This is a genomic window from Nostoc sp. 'Peltigera membranacea cyanobiont' 213 (genome assembly GCF_002245975.1).
Lineage (GTDB): Bacteria > Cyanobacteriota > Cyanobacteriia > Cyanobacteriales > Nostocaceae > Nostoc.
In genome coordinates this window covers 26998-45835 of record NZ_NOLI01000056.1, presented here as the reverse complement: position 1 = coordinate 45835, position 18838 = coordinate 26998, and the positions used below count along the sequence as shown (strand labels likewise).

Genomic DNA, 18838 nt, shown 5'->3' with positions numbered 1-18838 from the left:
AGGCGATCGCTCTTAGGGATTTCCAAGTAAAAAAATATTCCGTCGCAGAGGGACAAGGGGGACAAGCAAGACAAGGGGGAAAAGGAGAATAACCATGCCCAATGACCAATGACAAATAACCAATGACAAATGACAAGATCCGTTGAGACATGACAATGATTTGGGATAATTAACTGCGTCCATCAGTGTTGATCTGCGGTTTTCAATCGTAACTGTAGGGAAACGCTGATGATTTTTGGATAGTTATCTGCGTCCATCAGCAGAAAGCCCGATCGCCGGCTTTTAGCGATCGCACTTTCTCTTTCAGCGTTGATATGCGGTTCAAAATCCACAATTCACTAAGGGTCATGGATTCTGAAAATTTGTCACAAGATACACTAGCCGAACAGTTGCTGGAACTAGCTATAAAATCTGGAGCAGAAGCTGCTGAGGTGTATCAGTCGCGATCGCTTTCTCGTCCAGTGTTTTTTGAGGCAAACCGACTCAAACAGCTAGAAACCAACCAATCTGAAGGTACAGCATTACGACTTTGGCGAAACGGTCGTCCGGGACTCACGGTGGCTTACGGTTCTGTCTTAGCCGAAGTGATGGTGGAAAAAGCTCTGGCATTAAGTCAACTTAATGAACCGGAAACTGTAGAATTAGGCTCTAACTTTCAACCCTTCTACCAAGATTTAGGGAAAATTGTACCAGTAGAGATTTTGGTAGATTGGGGCAAGGAAGCGATCGCACTCATCCGCGATGCCTATCCCGATGTTGTATGCAATGGTGACTGGGAATGTGATATTGAAACCACCAGACTAGTCAACACTAAAGGTTTAGATTGTCACTATACCGATACTACCCTTAGCTGCTATGTATCAGCAGAATGGGTGCGGGGCGATGATTTTTTAAGTGTTTCTGATGGTCAAACCAAGCGGGGGAAACTGCACCCGAAGATATTAGCTAGCCAAATTTTACAACGGTTAATTTGGGCCAAAGAAAATGTCTCACCCCCTACTGGTCGTGTCCCGATTTTGTTCACTTCTAAAGCTGCCGATATGCTTTGGGGTACTGTGCAAGCAGCTTTGAATGGCAAGCTAGTCTTAGAAGTAGCTTCCCCCTGGGCAGAACGCCTGGGGAGCCAAGTAGTTGCACCCAGTCTTACCCTTTACCAAGATCCAGAAGCCGGGCCTTACAGTTGCCCTTTTGATGATGAAGGCACTCCGACTAAATCTTTAGTATTTATCCAAAATGGTACTTTACAGAATTTTTATGGCGATCGCACCACTGGCCGCCAACTGGGTACTGACACAACTGGAAATGGTTTTCGCCCTGGTTTAGGTAGCTATCCCACTCCTGGATTATTTAATTTTCTGATCCAGCCAGGTTCGGGATCGCTACCAGATTTAATTACACAACTAGATGATGGTTTGATTGTGGATCAAATGCTGGGTGGTGACGGCAGTATTTCTGGAGATTTTTCGATCAATGTCGTAATTCGTAATTCGTAATTCGTAATTCGTAATTCGTAATTCGTAATTCGTAATTCGTAATTCGTAATTCGTAATGACGCTCTCTACGTCCCTTGCGCGTGTCGAAGACAGACGCTAAAAGCGAACGAATACTCGCCAACGTAATTTGTAATTGAGGAGAGTGCTTTTGCATAGCAATCCTAAATAAATCATTTGTGAACAATAAGATCCCTGATTTATCTGGGAAGTTGGGCATATAAGTCTTGAGTCAGAAATCAAATAGGATTTTCTGCTGTAGAAAGTACAGTAATTTTGGTCAGGGGTGCAATTCACAAGTGAACTACTAGCTTATTTACTTATGATAAAAAATACCAATAATCAAAGTAAAAATTATTGGTATTAGGATTGGAATAGCAACTATAAGTCCCCACTTACCAAACTTAATTTCTTCACCCTCAGATTTTAGAAACGCAATCCAACCTACAACTCCCATCAAAACCCAAATAAACCCAAAGGAAAGAAATATAATAAATACTGAATCTTCCATTTTTCACCAATTACATATACATACAAAAACTGGAAATTGAAGAATAATTTAAAAGTCAGAATGGGCTAAACCTTAGCTATCCCCTAACAGAAGTCCGAATCATTTTTAGTGAATCGTCTGCCAAAGCTTAAGAATATTCTCACCACTTCCACCACCGGCAATAGTTTGCCCATCTGGACTAATGGCGATCGCATAAATATATCCAGAACCCGTCTCTAAAGTGCGGATTTGTTTTCCTGTTACCGGATTCCACAGTTTAATTGTCTTGTCACTGCTGCCACTGACAAGGATTACACCATTCGGATTTACGCTGCTTGGCAAAAAGGCGACAGAATTAACCTTATCTTTATGCCCCTTTAAGGTGCGGATTTCCTTCTCTGTCTTCAGATTCCACAATTTAATTGTTTTATCTTTACTGCCACTGGCAAGAGTGGCACCATCAGGGGCAAAAGCAACTGAAAGAATTGAGTCTGCATTTCCCGCCAAAGTGCAGATTAATTTTCCTGTCTTCAGATTCCATAATTTAATTGTCTTGTCCCAGCTACCACTGGCCAGAGTTTTACCATCAGGACTAAAAGCCACAGATCCAACACCATTAGTATGTCCCTGTAATGTGCGGATTAACTTTCCTGTCTTCAAATTCCACAGTTTGATTTTCATATCCTTACTAGCAGTGCCACTGGCAAGAGTTTTGCCATCAGGACTGAAAGCTACAGAAGTCACTCCATCAGTATTTCCCTCTAAAGTACGAATTAACTTTCCTGTCTCCACATTCCACAGTTTGATTGTCTTATCCGCACTACCACTGGCGAGGATCTTGTTATCAGGACTGAAGGCTACAGTCCAAATCCAATTGGAATGTCCTTCTAAAGTGTGAATTTCCTCTTTACTGACCGGATTCCATAGCTTGATTGTCTTATCATCACTAGCACTGGCAAGGGTTGTACCATCAGGACTGAAAGCTACAGAATTGACATCGCTGGAATGCCCCTTCAGGGGTTTGGGCAGAAGATAATTTTCCGAGACGCTTTTTGGTGACGGAATCGGCTGAGAAATAGGCAAAGAAGGTTCAGTTTTTTGATTGGGGGGACTCTGGAAATACCAAACTCCTCCCAATCCCAACACCAAAATGCTAGAACCTAATAGCAGTTTACTTTTTAGCGTGTTATTTAGTTTTGGTGAAACTGGCTCTTGATTTGCTGCTGTAGCTGTAAATGTTGTTGAAAGTATAGTAGGGGGCACTGATGACGAAGGTGGTAGCCCAGGTGTCAAGTCAGCTATGACTTCATCAGCCGATTGGTAACGCTTTTGGATGTCTCGTTGCAACAGCTTATCCAAAACTTCACCCAACTCTATAGATACAGAAACCTTTTCCCTTCCGAGACTGCTCAAATGTTGTCGCCAAGATCCTACCCAACTATAGCCCTCCTGTATCCACAGGTTAGATGGGCGAACCCCTGTTAGTAAATGAAAACAAGTCGCCCCCAAACTGAATAAATCACTAGCTGGGTAAGCTTTTCCATCTTGCATCTGTTCAAGTGGAGTGTAACCGTGTGAGCCAATAACAGTGCCCATCTTAGTCTGCACTGTTGCCACCAACTGCTTGGAGGCTCCAAAATCAATTAGCACTAACCGCCCGTCACTTTGACGGCGAATAATATTTTGTGGTTTGATATCCCGATGAATCACTCCCTTCAGATGAATAAACTCCAGAACTGGCAATAAATCTAGCAAAAGTTCGCGAATTTTTGTTTCGCTATAGCTTCCCCGCATCTGCCATTCCTTAAGCAAGTTTTGCCCATCGATAAACTGCTGTACCAAAAACAGATAGCCATTTTGCTCAAAATAAGCCAATAAAGTTGGTATTTGCGGATGTTCTGCGAGTTCTTGTAGTCGGCTTGCTTCTTGTTTAAATAGCTCAATGGCCTTTGTTAATGGCCCAGTTCCCTGAACTTTTGGGGCAAATTGCTTAACGACACAGCATTCATTCAGCTTGTGTATATCTTCTGCCAAATAGGTTCTACCAAATCCGCCCTCATCTGACAACATCTGAGTCGGACGATAGCGACCTCCCAGCAGGGGGATCAATTCCGCTCTACAACTGTGGCAATAGTTGTTTTTATCAGGATTTAGGGGTTTTTGGCAATCGGGATTCACACAACAGAGCATACTGGGAATCCATTTCAATGGGAGTATATATTCATCTTAAGTCATGCAGTATAATCTCTGTTGTTAGTAAATATCACCGACATACTATACAAATCCCCAATCCCCTTACCTTATTAGGTATTGAACAATTTAAATAACTTGAGAAAAGTTGTAATTGAACGATGCCTTTTGAAGAATTGATTGGCGTAAATTCAAGGTATGAATTCCCGATTTCGTAGTCTGGCAACATCTAGCTCAATTGAGCAAAAATATATCAGCTTCTTGGCAACAATCCGAAAAGCCGCAATTTCAGTTTTTAGCTCAGTATATACTTCCAAAATTGATATTCACTCTAGTACAGTTTGGCAAAAATCCAGTTACCATCTCAAAAAAATTGGGCAAAATGCCCTTGTTAGAGGTAGATAAACTTTCACCACGATATATTAGTCTAAATTGGAATATAAACTTTTAGACTTCAAATTTGTCTATCTAGTCAAGACCAAATCATCAGCAAAGTTAGGAGCGTAATTATGCTACTAGAAACCAAAAACTATCGCCGCAAATTAAATCACATTTTAATTTGTTCCTTGAGTAGTAGTTTGTTGATCGCAAGTAATGTGCTGCCTATAAGTGCTTTGGCAAAACCTCAAAATCCTCAAGACTTGATAATTGCTAAATCACCAGATGAAAGACAACCAGAAGCAGTAGAAAAAGGAATTGAGCAACTTCCGGCTTCTCAAGCGTCAATATCTCCAAGAAAGAAGACATCGGTTGAGTCACCAATACAGGCTAATCGAACATCGTCTACTACAGAAAATTCTCAGCAAACTTCCAGCGCTTCAGATGATGATACCTCTAGACCATCTAGGCGTAGGGCTTCTAATTCAAATTCTAATCGTTCCAATAGTAATGCATCTAGATCGTCTGGAGATAGAGTTTCTAACTCGAATAGCAATCGTTCTAATACTGGCTCCGGGAGGGTTCGCAAGTCAGGTTCTAATATAGCTACAAGTGGAAGTTCGCCAGTTTATTCGCCCGTGACACCTACTTATAAGAAGATTAACTTTGTAGATGTCGCATTAGGCATTCTGAGTAGGAATGACTTTAAATCTGAAGGTAGATATTTTCATTTCTATGAGTTTGAAGGTAGAGAAAATCAATTAGTCCAAATTAGGCTGATTGGCAGTAATGATACACGTAGAACGAATAACTTGAGTTTAAATCCTTTGTTGTTTCTGCACGATCCTAATAACAATGTAATCGTCAAAAAAGGGACTTTGCAAAAAAGCGGTGATGGGGATGATGCTTTCATTTTTGCACGACTGCCGATGAACGGCACTTACAAGATTGCAGTTACTAGCCGAGATCCCGGAGAGATAGGTCGCTATAGTCTGGCTCTAAGGAATGACAGAGCTAGCTATACTTTAGATGAATCAGGTCAACTAAGTGCCAAAAGCTCAACCCTGAAACAAAATGGAGGCGCTTACAATGTTTCTAATTTCCAAGGGAAAAAAAATCAGCTTATAAGTATTCGTGTAGATAGTGTTGATGAAGAATTTTCTCCTTATGTAGCTTTGCTAAATTCTCAAGGAAAGACGATCGCTATAGATAAAGACAAAGACAAAAATGGAGTGTACAGCGCCTTAATTGACCGAGCTAGGTTGCCTGAAGATGATACTTACTATATAGTTGTTACTTCCAAAAATCCACAGGAAAACGGTAAATATAGATTGACTATCTTCTGATTATCCTCTACCAGAGGAGAGATTTTCACTGAGACAACTGCCAAATCTTAATGGTGTTGTCCTCACTACCACTGACAAGGGTCTTGCTATCAGGACTGAAGGCTACGGATGTCACGGTGTTGGTGTGCGCTGCCAATGTGAGAATTTCCTCTCCTGTGGCTGAATTCCAGAGTTTGATGGTGCGATCGCGGCTACCACTAGCAATCATTTTACCATCGGCACTGAAGGCTACGGTTGTAACTGTGTTGGCGTGTCCCGCTAGTGTGCGAATTTCTTTTCCTGTAACTAGATCCCAAAGTTTGATGGTGCGATCGCGGCTAGCAGTGGCTAAAATTTTCCCATCTGGGCTAATCGCTACTGATGTTACTGTTTGATAATTTCCCTCCAGCGTGCGGATTGAGTAACCTTTTGTTAAATTCCAGATTTTGATCGTCTTGTCAAAACTGCCGCTAGCAAGAATCACACCATCAGGGCTGATGGCTACCGATCGCACCCAGAATGTATGCCCTACCAGTGTCCGAATTTGCTCTCCTGTTGCCAAATCCCAGATTTTGATGGTGTTATCATCACTACCACTAACCAGAGTCTCGCTATCAGCACTAATAGCTAGGGCATGAACTGAGTCAGAATGCCCCTCTAAAGTGCGAATTTGTTTTCGCGTTCTTAAATTCCAAATTTTGATCGTGCTGTCATCACTACCACTCACCAGAGTTTTGCCATCTGGGCTGATCGCTACGGCATTTACCTGTTGAGAATAGGCGTTGAGTGAAGAGATTTCTTTTCCGGTTGCGAGATTCCAAAGTTTGATTGTGCCATCGCCCCCACTGCTGGCAATGGTTTTACCATCGGGGCTGATGGCGATGGATAAAACTGAGTTTTCATGTCCTTGGAGGGTATTAGCTAAGGAAACCTTTCCCAAAGTAATCTTTGGCGGTTGACCTAAAAGCGCTTCATTTTTGCCAGAATTATTATGCTGACTTAGCTTGGTGACTAAACTGGTTTGAATCCGGCGAAAATGTTTATACCAAGATTCTTGGAATCCGAACAACAAAATGAAAGCACTTACCAAGATTAAAATTCTCAGTAAGGGATAACTTTTTGGTAAATATGGGGCTTTCGTTGGTGGTATTTTCCCAGATGACTTACCGACTGGTGGTAATGCGAGGAGTTGTTTTGGAGTCAAGTCTCTAAGAACTTCTTCGGCTGACTGGTAACGTTCATAGATATCTTTTTTCAAAAGCTTGTCGATGACAAAATCCAATTCAGGATTTAACGGACTCCGCAAATATTCTCGCCAATTACTCACCCAGGCGTACCCAGATTCCATCCATAACTGAAAGGGCGAATTTCCTGTTAGCAGATGAAAGCAGGTAGCCCCCAAACCGAACAAGTCACTGGCGGGAAAAGCTTTACCGTCTCTAATTTGTTCTAGGGGAGAATAACCGTGTGAACCAATGGATGTGCCAGATTTCTGCTGAACTTTTGCGGTGAATTGCTTTGAAGAACCAAAATCAATCAGACTTAATCGCCCATCACTTTTATGGCGGATAATATTCTCTGGCTTGATATCCCGATGAATGACTTTGCGATCGTGGATAAATTTTAGAATGGGCAATAAATCTAGCAAAATAGATTGAATTTCCCTGGCGTTATAACCCTTGCGCTGTTGCAACTCCTTTAACAAATTCTCGCCATTGATAAACTGCTGCACTAAATATAGACAGCCATCTTGCTCAAAGTAAGCTATCAAAGTCGGAATTTGGGGATGTTCCCCCAGGTCTTGTAGTCGCTGTGCTTCTTCAGCAAACAACTCCATCGCCTTTTTTTGCGACCAAGTTCCTTGAAACTTAGGAGCTAATTGCTTGATAACACAACGTTCATTGAGTTTATCGACATCTTCTGATAGATAGGTTCTGCCAAATCCCCCCTCATCTGAAAGGACTCGGATGACACGGAAGCGATTTCTTAAAAGTGACACCAACGGGGTGCTACAACTTTGGCAAAACTTCTTTCCATTGGGATTCAGGGGATTTGGGCAATCGGGATTTAAGCAGCAGATCATTCTCTGACAGGCGCGACTGCATGATAACTTAGGCTAAGTTTGCCCCGAACTGTCCCTTAAGAAAATTGACTCTCGCTTACTTGTGGTAGAAAACCCTGTTCTGGGGATTGGGGAATTACTTATATAGTTAGCGTTTGTAAATAGTAGTCAGTCTTCCCGATCTGTGGAAAACTACGAGAGCCATAAAATTAATTATTCTTCCGATTATATAATAATCTGAATAAAAATATTTTTTTGAACTGCTAGCCCTAGTAATTTTGCTTGTATATTGACAAGCAACAATTGACTAAGTAATTAAGTGAAACCCCGATTAATTAACCATTACTGACTATTAAATATAGTCACAATGCTTACTAGATTTGTTTTTGATATTTTAAATCGCCAATACTTAAAGTAACAAAAGGTTGTTTGAAAAGTACACCATAGCTAAAAAGGGGGCAAAAACTACTCGAAGTCACCCAATTTATCGAGAGATTTCGGCGGATCTATAAGTCTTTGAGACATCACAAATAACTTTAAAACATCGTCTTTACTTAAGCCTTGCTCGCCATTTCCGAATAGCACTAGCAGTTCTGGCAACAGGTGGCAGGTACACATCAGGAGTTTCGTTAGAGTTTTCGTATTGTGTAATACTTTTATTACTTAATTTTTGGGTAGTTAGACAGTTAGCTAAAGTAGGCAAATAGCTTTCATAACTTAAAGCTTTCATCACTTCATCAGCAGCCTTAAACCGATCGGCTAAGGTCATCTTCACCATTTTTCCTAAAATCTGGGCGAAACTATCGGTAATACTTACTTCTTTTTGCCACCATATCTCACCAGTATTTGGGTGATAATCAAATTCTAAAGGACTTTTAGCGGTCAACATATAAATACAAGTTACACCTAGTGCATAAATATCACTGGCATAAACCGGACGCAGAGAAAATTGTTCTGGTGGCGCAAATCCTCTAGTACCAATAAAGTTGGTATTCATAGCTTGATTGGCAGAGTTTTCACAAGCATCAACCAATTGTTCTTTCACCGCACCAAAATCAATCAGCACTACCCGCCGATCGTACTCACACCGCAATAAATTTTGGGGCTTAATATCCCGATGAATCACATGATGTTTATGAAGATACTGTAATACTGGTAATAATTCTTGTAAGAACTGTTTAACTGAGGCTTCATTTTTAGGCCCAGTTCGCCGCATTTCTTGGGCCAAAGTCAAACCCGGTATGTATTCTTGAATTAAAAAAAACTCCCCATTGGACTCAAAGTAGTCTAATAGCATGGGAATTTGCGAATGACTACCGAGTTGACCTAAAGTTCTTGCTTCTTTTTCAAAACGCGCACATGCCTTTTGCCAACTTTGGGGACTAGTCACTTTCGGACAAAGCTGTTTAATGACACATAGAGGATTCCCTGGTAATACGGCATTTTTGGCTAAAAATGTAATGCCAAAACCACCCCTACCTAGAATTTGCAATATTTCATAGCGATCGCGAAACAGCTTCTTGGAACCACACATCTGACCAAGTTGACTTTGCTGTGAAATGCTCTCTTGAGAATTCGTTATTTTCTGAGAAAAGCGATTCATTTGTATAGAATATCTGCTCTGAAATGTCTCTAATCTTACGACGAATATTTCTTGATAACAGTAATCTTACTGTAACTTTGCTAAATCATCACTACTTTTCTGTTAAAAATTTAAAAAGCAAAAATAAATCTCTGTAGAACTAGCGCTTTTAAAGTAACTCCAAAAATCTCTTTTGTCTCTGCGTTCTCTGCGCCTCTGCGGTTTAAAAGTAATTTATTTGACTAGCAGACACGCAGATAGCACAGGGTAAGAAGTTAAAAACGGTATTGAGTTCTAAGGCACCTCAATAGGAATCAAAGCATTTTCCGGCAAGTAATTACAAAAACGCCCTTCATCTGCAAGCACCAAAATCAAGCGCAGAGGATAATCTGGCGGAACTTGCAAATCTGCCCACGGGACAGCTAATTCTAAACAATTATTTAAGGCTACTTGAGCGCGACTGAAACGGGGCTGCCATTGATAATTGTCTCCAGCTTCCCGAAACTGAATCGATTGCGTGAGCAAGTTAACTTCCAGAAGATGGTGAAAAAGGTAATTAAGTGGGGCTGCATCTGGTAAATCTGCCAAGGGAACCGGGCTATTAACCATTGTTTTTTCTGGATAAAACCACAGTATATTCAACTCTGTTGGCAAATCCTGCCCTGGCGTAGCGCCACTTTTAAAGTCCAGCCGCAAATAGAAATTGAGATGATCTACCCCATACCAAAGTCGCTGGATGACACTGCTATTGTGCATTGTTCCCCGCGCCCCGCCGATTTCTATGCGTCCAGCTTTGTCCCAATCTTGCTCGTCACCCTTACCATCAATGACAGGATGGATAAATCCTTGTGGGGTCTGGTTTGTCTGTGCTTCGTGGATTTCCACTGGTTGCTTGAGATAGGGCGGTACAGGTTCATTTAATGCTTTGTAAATCCCAAATAGGTGTTCTCGAAATAACTGGTCAAAAATGGCATCTTGATTTGAAGAGTGTCCTGCACCAAACCACCAAAACCAGTCTGAACCCTCTGCGGCATACAATGCTTCCCATGCTTCTGGGTTGTTTTCTTCCGTCGCTTCGGGATGACTTGCCAGCATAACTCTAGCTTCTGTCAAGTAATCCCAAGCCCGATTTTTGGCGCGATCGCCAATCCAGGTGGTGAAACTGCCATCCACCCAAGAACCACTATGTAGTTGCCCTGCGGGAATAGTGGCTGTGGCAGGAAATTCTTCCAAAAATTCGGAAACAGTGACGAGTTTAAGGCGCGGTTCATCGCTTAAACTTTGATACAAAGCTTCTAAGAAGGGTTTGCCGTCTTCGGGATAAAATTCCCAGCAATTCTCGCCATCTAAGGCAATGGTAACTAGCCAAGGTCGATCGCTTTGACTATCTCTTTGCATTTTTGCGATCGCTTGCAAATGTCCCACCAAATCTGCTGCTGCCTGCTTTGCTGGCATCGCACTGTAGGTAAAGCCAATCAAATCTGATAATCTGTGGTCGCGAAACACAATTGACAAATCACCCTCTGCGGTTTGCAGGCGATAGGGTTGATACAACAGTTCTGGCTGCTGTACATTCCCGGCCCCATCCCGATGAAAAAAGTGTTTCAGCGTCCACCCTAAGACTGCTTCATCTGAGCATATCCACTTAAATCCTTGGTTAATAATGTGTGGAAGGATTGTCGGGCTAACTGACTGTTCCGAAGGCCACAAACCACGAGGGATTTGTCCAAAGCGGTCTTGATAAAAGTTCCAAGCTTTCCGCAAGTGGCGGGGAATATCTTCTTCCCACTGAAAGCGCTGCTGAGGTAGTGTCATATTGGGCACAGCTACCCGACCAGAGTTAGTATCAGCTAGTAAGGGTAAAATTGGGTGAGTGTAAGGCGTGGTGGTAACTTCTAGTTGCCCCGCCTCTTGCATTTTGCGATGTTGAGGGATAATGCGGCTGAGAATTTCTCGTTGTTTGGAATAAATGCGCTGGCGATCGCTTAAAGTAAAATTCCGACCCTGTTTTAACCAAGTCGCAATTTCCGGGTCATCCCAAAACAGAGGATCGATCCAAGCCAAATTGTGCCAAGCTAGCAAATCACCATAATCTGGCAATTCCCAATTTGCTAAACACCAAGCTTGCCCCTTCTCCTGCCTTTGCTGATACAACTCGGCATAGCGAGGATGGGGGTCAATTAGCGTATGGTGATTGGCATCAAAAAAGTGTTGGATAATAAATTCGCGCTGTTGCTGGGTGAGTTGTTCATCCGGTGTCAAGCAGGCTGTGAGATAAGGGTCAAAAGCAGTCCCAGCAATATAATCTTCGAGTTGTAATATCAGCGATGGTACTAAATTTACAGTTTGGTGTAACTTAGGATACCGTTCTAAGAGCAATACCAAATCTAAATAATCTTTAGTCCCATGTAAACGTACCCAAGGTAGACGGTACTGCTGGCTTGCAGATAGTGAAACGCCACTACCAGGAGATTTGTACAGAGGCTGATGTTGATGCCAGATAAAAGCGATGTACAGAGGATGGGGCATAGCGAGTGACTAGGGGTTAGGAAATGGGGATTAGGTATTAATGATAAATTATGAATGAAAAAATCCATTCTTCCCCAGTCCCCAATCTCCAGTCCCCAGTCTCTACACTACTTGTTCAATTTCCGCAATTTCAGGAATCATTTCTTTTAAGCGACGTTCAATACCCATTCTCAGGGTCATTGCCGAACTGGGACAAGAACCACATGCACCTTGCAGGCGCAGTTTTACAACAGGCCCATCGAGTTCTACGAGTTCCACATTGCCGCCATCAGACATGAGATAAGGGCGCATTTCATCTAAGACTGTTTCAACGTTGTCAATTGTGAGTTCCATAGTTTTAGACCTGCTAAGTTAATGATGGGCATTGGGAATGGAGGTTTGGGAATGGGGAATGGGGCATTGAATAATGGTGATTACTGTACCCTATACGCCGTTACTGGTTAACCATTATCCAAAATTTTATTTTTCATGTTGTCTGGAACAGAGTTTTCGTCTGAGCCTCCTACTTTACTTTAGCTTTTAGGTTCTGCTTTGCAGTCTGACGGAAGACAGGATTTTAAGTAAAAGGGGTGAAAAATCTATTTTTCGCAAATTTGAGTAGAGCAAAACAAAAGCCAACATTTAGGTGTTTGTTGTGTTTTGTTCTTCACAACCCAGCCCATAATTATACAATTGTCTAAAAAACTTTAAAATTTAAAATCCAAAACCTAGTATTACTAATGACCAATGACTAATGACTCATTCAGCACTATTTATAGAGTCGCTATCATTAGACGAAACCATAACTGGTTGTTGATATAGTGGCACGGTGAATGTAACTGTTGAGCCAAGTCCTTCACCCAAGCTATAAAAATGTACCTCGCCGCCCATAGCCTCCACTAGCTTCTGGGATATTGCCAGTCCTAAACCTGTGCCACCATACTGGCGAGTGCGGGAGCCATCTACCTGAGAGAATAATTGAAACAGTTTATCTTGTTTGTCTAGAGAAACACCAATGCCAGTATCTGCCACACGGACTTTCACCATACCAGGAAATTCCTGGTCTTGAAAGTTCGGCTTTGTTTTTTTGAGTACTAAATCGGCGCTGACGGTGACACCGCCCTCATGGGTAAATTTGATGGCATTACCTAGCAAGTTGAGCATCACTTGTAGCAATCGTTGGTAGTTGCTTTGGACTATAATTTCATCGGATGTAGGAGGCATTTGCATCAAAAAGCTGAGGTTTTTCATTTCTGCTTGGGGACGCATGAAACTTTCTACATCGTTGAATAGCTCATCTAGCTTGACTGGAGCGTAAGCTAGCTCCATTTTGCCAGCTTCGATTTTGGCAATGTCCAAAATATCGTTAATGATATTTAGGAGATGTATCGATAAACTATGAGCTTCTGACAAAAATTGGTTTTGTTCTTCTGGGTCATCTGCCATCCCTTCCAAAATCAGCTTTAAAAAGCCAATCATACCGTTGAGGGGGGTACGAATTTCATGGGATACATTAGCCAGAAACTCGCTTTTGAGGCGGGAAGCTTCTTCGGCTCTTTGACGCGCGACTTCTAATTCTTTATATAAAGTAGCATGAGCGATCGCAGTTCCTAATTGATCTGCTGCTTCTTTTGCTAGTTCTAATTCCGATTCTGTTAATGTGTAACATTCATCCTGCCAATTCAAGGCAACCAATCCATTCGCTTGGTCTTGATAGCAAGTTGCAACCACCAAAGTTTTCTGCCGCCCAGACTCCTTGTATCCAGCGACTTCCATCACAACTGGTTCTAGGGTTGTCAAAGCCTGAGTAAAAGCAGGCTCAGAAGCTATATCTATTTCTGAGCCAAGCATTGATTTGAGTTCTGGCTGGCGATACTCAGCCTTAACTTTTACTTTTGAGCTAGAGGGTTGATAAGGACAAATAATACAGCGCTCTAGCCGCAGTGCTTTCCCCAAACTGTCAACTGTTTGCTGCCAAATTATATCTAAATCCAATGTCCTGCGGATATTTCTGGTAATGCGATTTACCAGTTTTTGGTGTTGCTGCGATCGTAAAGCCAACTCTATTTGTGTGGGCGTTTTGGATGCTACACGCGCTTGTTTTTTGTTCAGCGTTGCTTGCACTAACCGTCCCATCACTAAAACTGTAGTGGCAGTTGTTCCTAAACTCGGCATAATCGGACTTATAACTAAGTCCAACTCAAATAATTCCTGGTGGTAGCTAAACCAACACTGAAACCTTTCTGGCACCAAATTTGTCAAAATTCGGTGCAATCGTTCCAAATAATTAACCTTATCCACCGGGACAAAGGTTTGGGTCTGGTTCAGCTCGTCAACTATTTTTTCGGTATTTAACCCCAGGAGTTCGCTGTGCTGCCAACAAAAGGTCAGATAGCGCCCTGCCCCGTCTTGCGTATATACCAACTCGGCTCCTAGAGCTGGTAATGAGCCATCAGTCTTACTGGTAATAGATTCCAGATTTTGGGAAAATACATTTGGCAATTGGGAATTGGCAGTAATAGTCATTAATTGAGTTGGATAGACAAAGGGTATCCGACCGTGATTTTACTAAAGCTGCTCAAATTTTTGCATAAATTTTTACAGCTTTTTTATTTTTGATTATGTATTTCTTAATGTTTTGAAATCCGGGTTGGCAAACTTCACCTTTTTTAACTTGCATTGACTGATGAATGATGGCATCAATCGTTCCATTCACCTCGAGGAGGAACGGGGGTACGCACAGGGGTGCGCGTCAGTTCGTCATCTCTGAGGATTTCACCGCGCAACCACTGGCGAATTGCTACCTCAATCACTTTACTTGGATCGTTGGTGAGATGCTGAATTTGCTCTAGTAACTCGGAATCCAGGCGGACAGCAATTTCTACCTTATCGGCTCGTGTGTTTTCCGCTTCGGTAGTTCTCTCTTGCATATTCATAGGTTTGATATACTGTGAATTGGTTTTGTCTAAAGCTTTGTAAAGTAGTTATATTCATCATTTGGGCTAATTTACTGAAAAATCTTCAAGGGGACAGTTAAATAGTTCCCCAAAATAGCACCAAAGTAACAGCTTTAAGTTTCAAATCGCATTTTTCATATAACTGACTAGACAATGGCTCTAGAATTTTTGCCGATAAATAAGCGATCTTGGGTAATTACGGGTCGCAATTGTCCAAGATACTTACATGATCCCTACATGTAGTTATTTACATTTATTGTACGCTCCCAGATGTTGAATACTAGCAGCGACAAATAGACTTTCATAATATTCTTAAAAGTCCACCTATTTAGATCGAAAGTTAAAGATAGGGTGAAGAGGGGCATTGGGGATTGGGTACTGGGTACTGGGGATTGGGTACTGGGTACCGGGAAATAAATTCTTTTAAGATTTGGTTTGGGTCTGAATCCCCATCCAAATCTTCCCAATCCCCAGTCCCTAGTCCCCAGTCCCCAATCCCCACTAATTGGCTAAGAAAGCATTAAAATACATTAAGTAAATTGCTCTTTTAACTTTGGTTGCTGCTAAGGCAAAGATAGTATATGACTGACGTTCCCGCAGTTCGCATTCGCAATTTTTGTATTATTGCTCACATCGACCACGGGAAATCAACCCTCGCCGATCGCTTGCTACAAGCTACTGGCACTGTTGAAGACCGACAGATGAAGGAACAGTTTCTCGACAACATGGATCTGGAAAGGGAGCGCGGCATTACGATTAAGCTGCAAGCTGCCCGGATGAATTACACAGCGAAAGATGGTCAGCAGTATGTGCTGAACTTGATTGATACTCCGGGACACGTGGATTTCTCTTATGAAGTTTCTCGCTCTCTTGTTGCTTGTGAAGGAGCGCTATTGGTAGTAGATGCGTCCCAAGGTGTGGAGGCGCAAACTTTGGCTAATGTATATTTAGCGTTAGAGAGTAACCTGGAAATTATCCCGGTTTTGAATAAAATTGATTTGCCTGGGGCTGAACCAGAACGGGTAATTGGCGAAATTGAAGAAATTATCGGTTTAGATTGCAGTGGTGCAATTTTGGCTTCTGCTAAAGAAGGAATTGGTATTAATGAGATTTTAGAAGCAGTTGTCGAGCGGATACCGCCACCGCCAAATACCATAAATGAACGCTTACGAGCGTTAATATTTGATAGTTATTACGACAGTTACCGGGGAGTGATTGTGTATTTCCGGGTGATGGATGGCACTGTCAAAAAAGGCGATCGCATCCATTTAATGGCATCCGGTAAAGAATTTGAAATTGATGAATTGGGTGTCCTTTCTCCGACTCAAAAGCAAGTTGAAGAACTGCACGCTGGGGAAGTAGGCTATTTGGGAGCGTCAATTAGAGCCGTAGCTGATGCACGGGTAGGAGACACAATTACCCTCAGTAAGGCGAAAGCGGAGTCACCATTACCAGGCTACGCAGAAGCAAACCCGATGGTTTTTTGCGGGATGTTCCCCATTGATGCCGATCAATTTGAAGATTTGCGGGAAGCCTTGGAAAAGCTGGAACTTAACGATGCAGCGTTGCACTACGAACCAGAAACTTCCAGCGCGATGGGGTTTGGCTTCCGTTGCGGGTTTTTAGGTTTGCTGCACATGGAAATTGTCCAGGAACGCCTAGAGCGAGAGTATAACCTCGATTTGATCATTACGGCCCCCTCGGTGGTTTATAAGGTGATTACTCTCAAAGGAGAGGAACTGTACATCGATAATCCTAGTCGCTTGCCTTCGCCCAACGATCGCGAAAGAATTGAAGAACCCTACGTCCAAGTAGAGATGATTACGCCGGAAACTTATGTTGGCAGCTTGATGGAGTTGTCACAAAATCGCCGTGGCATCTTCAAAGATATGAAATATCTCACTCAAGGACGAACCACACTTACTTATGAGCTACCCTTGGCGGAAGTTGTGACTGACTTTTTCGATCAAATGAAATCGCGATCGCGCGGCTATGCCAGTATGGAATATCACATCATTGGCTACCGTGAGAATCCTCTGGTGAAGTTGGATATCATGATTAACGGCGATCCTGTGGATTCCTTGGCGATGATTGTCCATCGAGATAAAGCTTACAACGTCGGGCGGGCAATGGCAGAAAAACTCAAGGAACTAATTCCCCGCCATCAATTCAAAGTCCCAATTCAGGCATCTATTGGTAGTAAAGTTATCGCCAGCGAACATATCCCTGCTTTGCGGAAAGATGTGCTTGCCAAGTGCTACGGTGGTGATATCAGTCGGAAGAAGAAACTTTTGCAGAAGCAAGCAAAAGGTAAAAAGCGGATGAAATCTGTAGGTACTGTGGATGTACCCCAGGAAGCTTTTATGGCAGTACTGCGCTTGGATCAAAACTAATAGAAAGAAGAATTCAGGAGTCAGGAATCAGAATCGGCTAAACCTTAGCTATCCGCTAACAGAATGAATTGAAGTCCAAGTGGCGGATAGCGATGCGAAAAGCGAGTTTGCGTTAAGTTATGCGTAAGGGCTTTCCAAGAAATAAATTATCCATTTTGTGGGATGGGCAAGATGCCCATCCCAATATTAGTACGGGCAAGATGCCCATCCCACAAGAAAATTTGGGATATTTTTTTATTTGGAAGTCCCTAAGTAAAATATTCTGAATTCTGAATTCTTTTTCAACGTTATCCCTTCTGTGAATATTACGAATTACGAATAATTTGTTTAACAACAACAATAAAACGTTCCATGTCAGCTTGGGTAATAGCTCCCATTGTTGATACTCGGAAGATAGATTGGGCTAAATTTCCCTGTCCAGAATAAATGATATAGTTTTGTGCTTTGAGTTGGTCGTGAAATTCCTCATAGCTGAAACCATCGGGTAAGTAGTAGGCATTCAAGACAACGGATGAACTGCCAAGAGGAAGTAGGGGTTTAATTCCTATTGAGGCTAATCCGTCTCTGACTAGGCTGGCAAGTTGGTTGTAATGGCTGTGTCTGGCACGCCAACCCCCTGCTTCGGTCATTTCTTGCAAAGCTTCTGTTAAGGCATAAAATGTCTGTACTGATTGCGTAAAAGGTGTACCGCCTCGGTCTTGCTGCTGGCAATAAGTTCCTAAATCTAAATATAAAGTGCGGGGAATTGTGTCTACTGGTAGTGCATCCCGTTGCAGGATGACAAAGGACACTCCAGGAACCCCATGCAAACATTTATTGGCTGTTGCAGCGCAAGCAGTAATTCCCCAATCTGCAAAATTTAGTTCCTCTGCACCAAAGCTGCTGACACCATCTACTAATATTTTGATCTGGCGTTCTTGACAAATTGGCGCAAGTTCTAGCAAATTATTGAGGCGACCGGTGGTAGTTTCGTGATGGACAACAGCCAGGTGGGTGATATCGGTGTTTTCATCTAAAAGCTTGACTAAAGCGTTGATATCTATTTCGGCATTCCAAGGATGGGAAAGTGTGATGTAATTGATTTCGTGGATTTTGGCGATTTTGGATAGTCGTTCGCCGTAGACACCGTTTTCAATTACTAGTAATTTCCCATTTCTGGGTACTAAACTGCTGATCGTTGCTTCCATTGCGGCAGTACCAGAACCAGTGAGGAGAACTCCTGCCCAGCGATCGCTTCCAAGACCGTACACTTGAAGTAATTGTTCGCGGATTCTGCTTTGAAGTTGGGAAAATTCTACTTCCCGATGACACAAATCGGGACGTAACAGGGCATTTCTGACGCGATCGCTTAAATTTACGGGGCCGGGATTTAGTAAAATCATTTTGTCATTGGGCATTGGGCATTAATAAATTAAAAATTTGTATTTTGAACAAGAATATCTAGGACAATACGAGATAATTGC

Annotated in this window: 15 protein-coding genes; 4 read left to right on the top strand and 11 right to left on the bottom strand. The window is 42.3% G+C overall.

What is annotated here, in order from left to right; translation table 11 throughout:
- Positions 1-182: 182 nt before the first annotated feature.
- Positions 183-332 carry a hypothetical protein gene (locus CDG77_RS36575; RefSeq protein ID WP_181154487.1) on the bottom strand — a complete coding sequence of 50 codons (150 nt, stop codon included), beginning with the start codon at positions 330-332 and terminating at the stop codon, positions 183-185.
- 15 nt (positions 333-347) lie between these two features.
- Between CDG77_RS36575 and CDG77_RS16990 the strand changes: the two genes are divergently transcribed.
- Complete coding sequence (locus tag CDG77_RS16990; protein WP_223269839.1) at positions 348-1493, top strand: TldD/PmbA family protein; 1146 nt, start codon at positions 348-350, stop codon at positions 1491-1493.
- On the opposite strand, the gene CDG77_RS36570 is transcribed toward CDG77_RS16990, so the two are convergent.
- The 3 genes from CDG77_RS36570 to CDG77_RS16975 all read right to left on the bottom strand — a co-directional run bounded on the left by CDG77_RS36570 (position 1468) and on the right by CDG77_RS16975 (position 4170).
- A complete protein-coding gene (locus tag CDG77_RS36570) occupies positions 1468-1647 on the bottom strand; it encodes a hypothetical protein (RefSeq protein WP_190233988.1) in 180 nt (59 codons plus the stop codon). The two genes, CDG77_RS16990 and CDG77_RS36570, sit on opposite strands and share 26 nt — an antisense overlap.
- Positions 1648-1806: 159 nt before the next feature.
- Entirely contained in the window at positions 1807-2001 is a 195-nt protein-coding gene (locus tag CDG77_RS16980; RefSeq protein ID WP_094330521.1) for a hypothetical protein, read from the bottom strand.
- Between the two features lie 105 nt (positions 2002-2106).
- Positions 2107-4170: a serine/threonine-protein kinase gene (locus CDG77_RS16975; RefSeq protein ID WP_094330520.1), complete on the bottom strand. Its 2064-nt coding sequence runs from the start codon at positions 4168-4170 to the stop codon at positions 2107-2109.
- Positions 4171-4368: 198 nt separating this feature from the next.
- On the opposite strand from CDG77_RS16975, the gene CDG77_RS16970 reads away from it, so the two are divergent.
- Together CDG77_RS16970 and CDG77_RS16965 are read left to right on the top strand one after the other, a co-directional pair.
- A complete protein-coding gene (locus tag CDG77_RS16970; RefSeq protein WP_094330519.1) occupies positions 4369-4575 on the top strand; it encodes a hypothetical protein in 207 nt (68 codons plus the stop codon).
- A 104-nt stretch (positions 4576-4679) separates the two neighbouring features.
- Entirely contained in the window at positions 4680-5894 is a 1215-nt protein-coding gene (locus CDG77_RS16965; RefSeq protein WP_094330518.1) for a peptidase, read from the top strand.
- 25 nt (positions 5895-5919) lie between these two features.
- Here the strand turns inward: CDG77_RS16965 and CDG77_RS16960 are convergent, their stop codons facing one another.
- The 6 genes from CDG77_RS16960 to CDG77_RS16935 all read right to left on the bottom strand — a co-directional run bounded on the left by CDG77_RS16960 (position 5920) and on the right by CDG77_RS16935 (position 14961).
- A complete protein-coding gene (locus CDG77_RS16960; protein ID WP_181154486.1) occupies positions 5920-7956 on the bottom strand; it encodes a serine/threonine-protein kinase in 2037 nt (678 codons plus the stop codon).
- A gap of 529 nt (positions 7957-8485) precedes the next feature.
- On the bottom strand, positions 8486-9538 hold the full coding sequence (locus CDG77_RS16955) for a serine/threonine-protein kinase (RefSeq protein ID WP_094330516.1): 1053 nt from the start codon (positions 9536-9538) through the stop codon (positions 8486-8488).
- A gap of 273 nt (positions 9539-9811) precedes the next feature.
- Complete coding sequence (locus CDG77_RS16950) at positions 9812-12046, bottom strand: glycoside hydrolase (RefSeq protein WP_094330515.1); 2235 nt, start codon at positions 12044-12046, stop codon at positions 9812-9814.
- A gap of 102 nt (positions 12047-12148) precedes the next feature.
- The gene (locus CDG77_RS16945; protein WP_012408256.1) at positions 12149-12379 is read right to left on the bottom strand and encodes a NifU family protein; all 231 of its coding nucleotides are present in this window, start codon (positions 12377-12379) and stop codon (positions 12149-12151) included.
- 405 nt (positions 12380-12784) lie between these two features.
- Positions 12785-14551: an ATP-binding protein gene (locus tag CDG77_RS16940; protein WP_094330514.1), complete on the bottom strand. Its 1767-nt coding sequence runs from the start codon at positions 14549-14551 to the stop codon at positions 12785-12787.
- 173 nt (positions 14552-14724) lie between these two features.
- Positions 14725-14961, bottom strand: coding sequence for a hypothetical protein (locus tag CDG77_RS16935; protein ID WP_094330513.1), 237 nt, complete (start codon positions 14959-14961; stop codon positions 14725-14727).
- A 602-nt stretch (positions 14962-15563) separates the two neighbouring features.
- On the opposite strand from CDG77_RS16935, the gene lepA reads away from it, so the two are divergent.
- Positions 15564-17375, top strand: a complete 1812-nt coding sequence (gene lepA, locus CDG77_RS16930) for a translation elongation factor 4 (protein WP_094330512.1) — start codon at positions 15564-15566, stop codon at positions 17373-17375.
- A 305-nt stretch (positions 17376-17680) separates the two neighbouring features.
- Here lepA and CDG77_RS16925 read toward each other — a convergent pair whose 3' ends face one another.
- On the bottom strand, positions 17681-18772 hold the full coding sequence (locus CDG77_RS16925; protein WP_223269838.1) for a 2-aminoethylphosphonate aminotransferase: 1092 nt from the start codon (positions 18770-18772) through the stop codon (positions 17681-17683).
- Between the last annotated feature and the right edge of the window lie 66 nt (positions 18773-18838).

Bases quoted from the DNA above. Each gene is read 5' to 3' on its own strand.
- CDG77_RS16990 (WP_223269839.1), top strand. From the start codon at position 348: ATGGATTCTGAAAATTTGTCACAAGATACACTAGCCGAACAGTTGCTG.
- CDG77_RS36570 (WP_190233988.1), bottom strand. From the start codon at position 1,647: ATGCAAAAGCACTCTCCTCAATTACAAATTACGTTGGCGAGTATTCGT.
- CDG77_RS16980 (WP_094330521.1), bottom strand. From the start codon at position 2,001: ATGGAAGATTCAGTATTTATTATATTTCTTTCCTTTGGGTTTATTTGG.
- CDG77_RS16975 (WP_094330520.1), bottom strand. From the start codon at position 4,170: ATGCTCTGTTGTGTGAATCCCGATTGCCAAAAACCCCTAAATCCTGAT.
- CDG77_RS16970 (WP_094330519.1), top strand. From the start codon at position 4,369: ATGAATTCCCGATTTCGTAGTCTGGCAACATCTAGCTCAATTGAGCAA.
- CDG77_RS16965 (WP_094330518.1), top strand. From the start codon at position 4,680: ATGCTACTAGAAACCAAAAACTATCGCCGCAAATTAAATCACATTTTA.
- CDG77_RS16960 (WP_181154486.1), bottom strand. From the start codon at position 7,956: ATGATCTGCTGCTTAAATCCCGATTGCCCAAATCCCCTGAATCCCAAT.
- CDG77_RS16955 (WP_094330516.1), bottom strand. From the start codon at position 9,538: ATGAATCGCTTTTCTCAGAAAATAACGAATTCTCAAGAGAGCATTTCA.
- CDG77_RS16950 (WP_094330515.1), bottom strand. From the start codon at position 12,046: ATGCCCCATCCTCTGTACATCGCTTTTATCTGGCATCAACATCAGCCT.
- CDG77_RS16945 (WP_012408256.1), bottom strand. From the start codon at position 12,379: ATGGAACTCACAATTGACAACGTTGAAACAGTCTTAGATGAAATGCGC.
- CDG77_RS16940 (WP_094330514.1), bottom strand. From the start codon at position 14,551: ATGACTATTACTGCCAATTCCCAATTGCCAAATGTATTTTCCCAAAAT.
- CDG77_RS16935 (WP_094330513.1), bottom strand. From the start codon at position 14,961: ATGAATATGCAAGAGAGAACTACCGAAGCGGAAAACACACGAGCCGAT.
- lepA (WP_094330512.1), top strand. From the start codon at position 15,564: ATGACTGACGTTCCCGCAGTTCGCATTCGCAATTTTTGTATTATTGCT.
- CDG77_RS16925 (WP_223269838.1), bottom strand. From the start codon at position 18,772: ATGCCCAATGACAAAATGATTTTACTAAATCCCGGCCCCGTAAATTTA.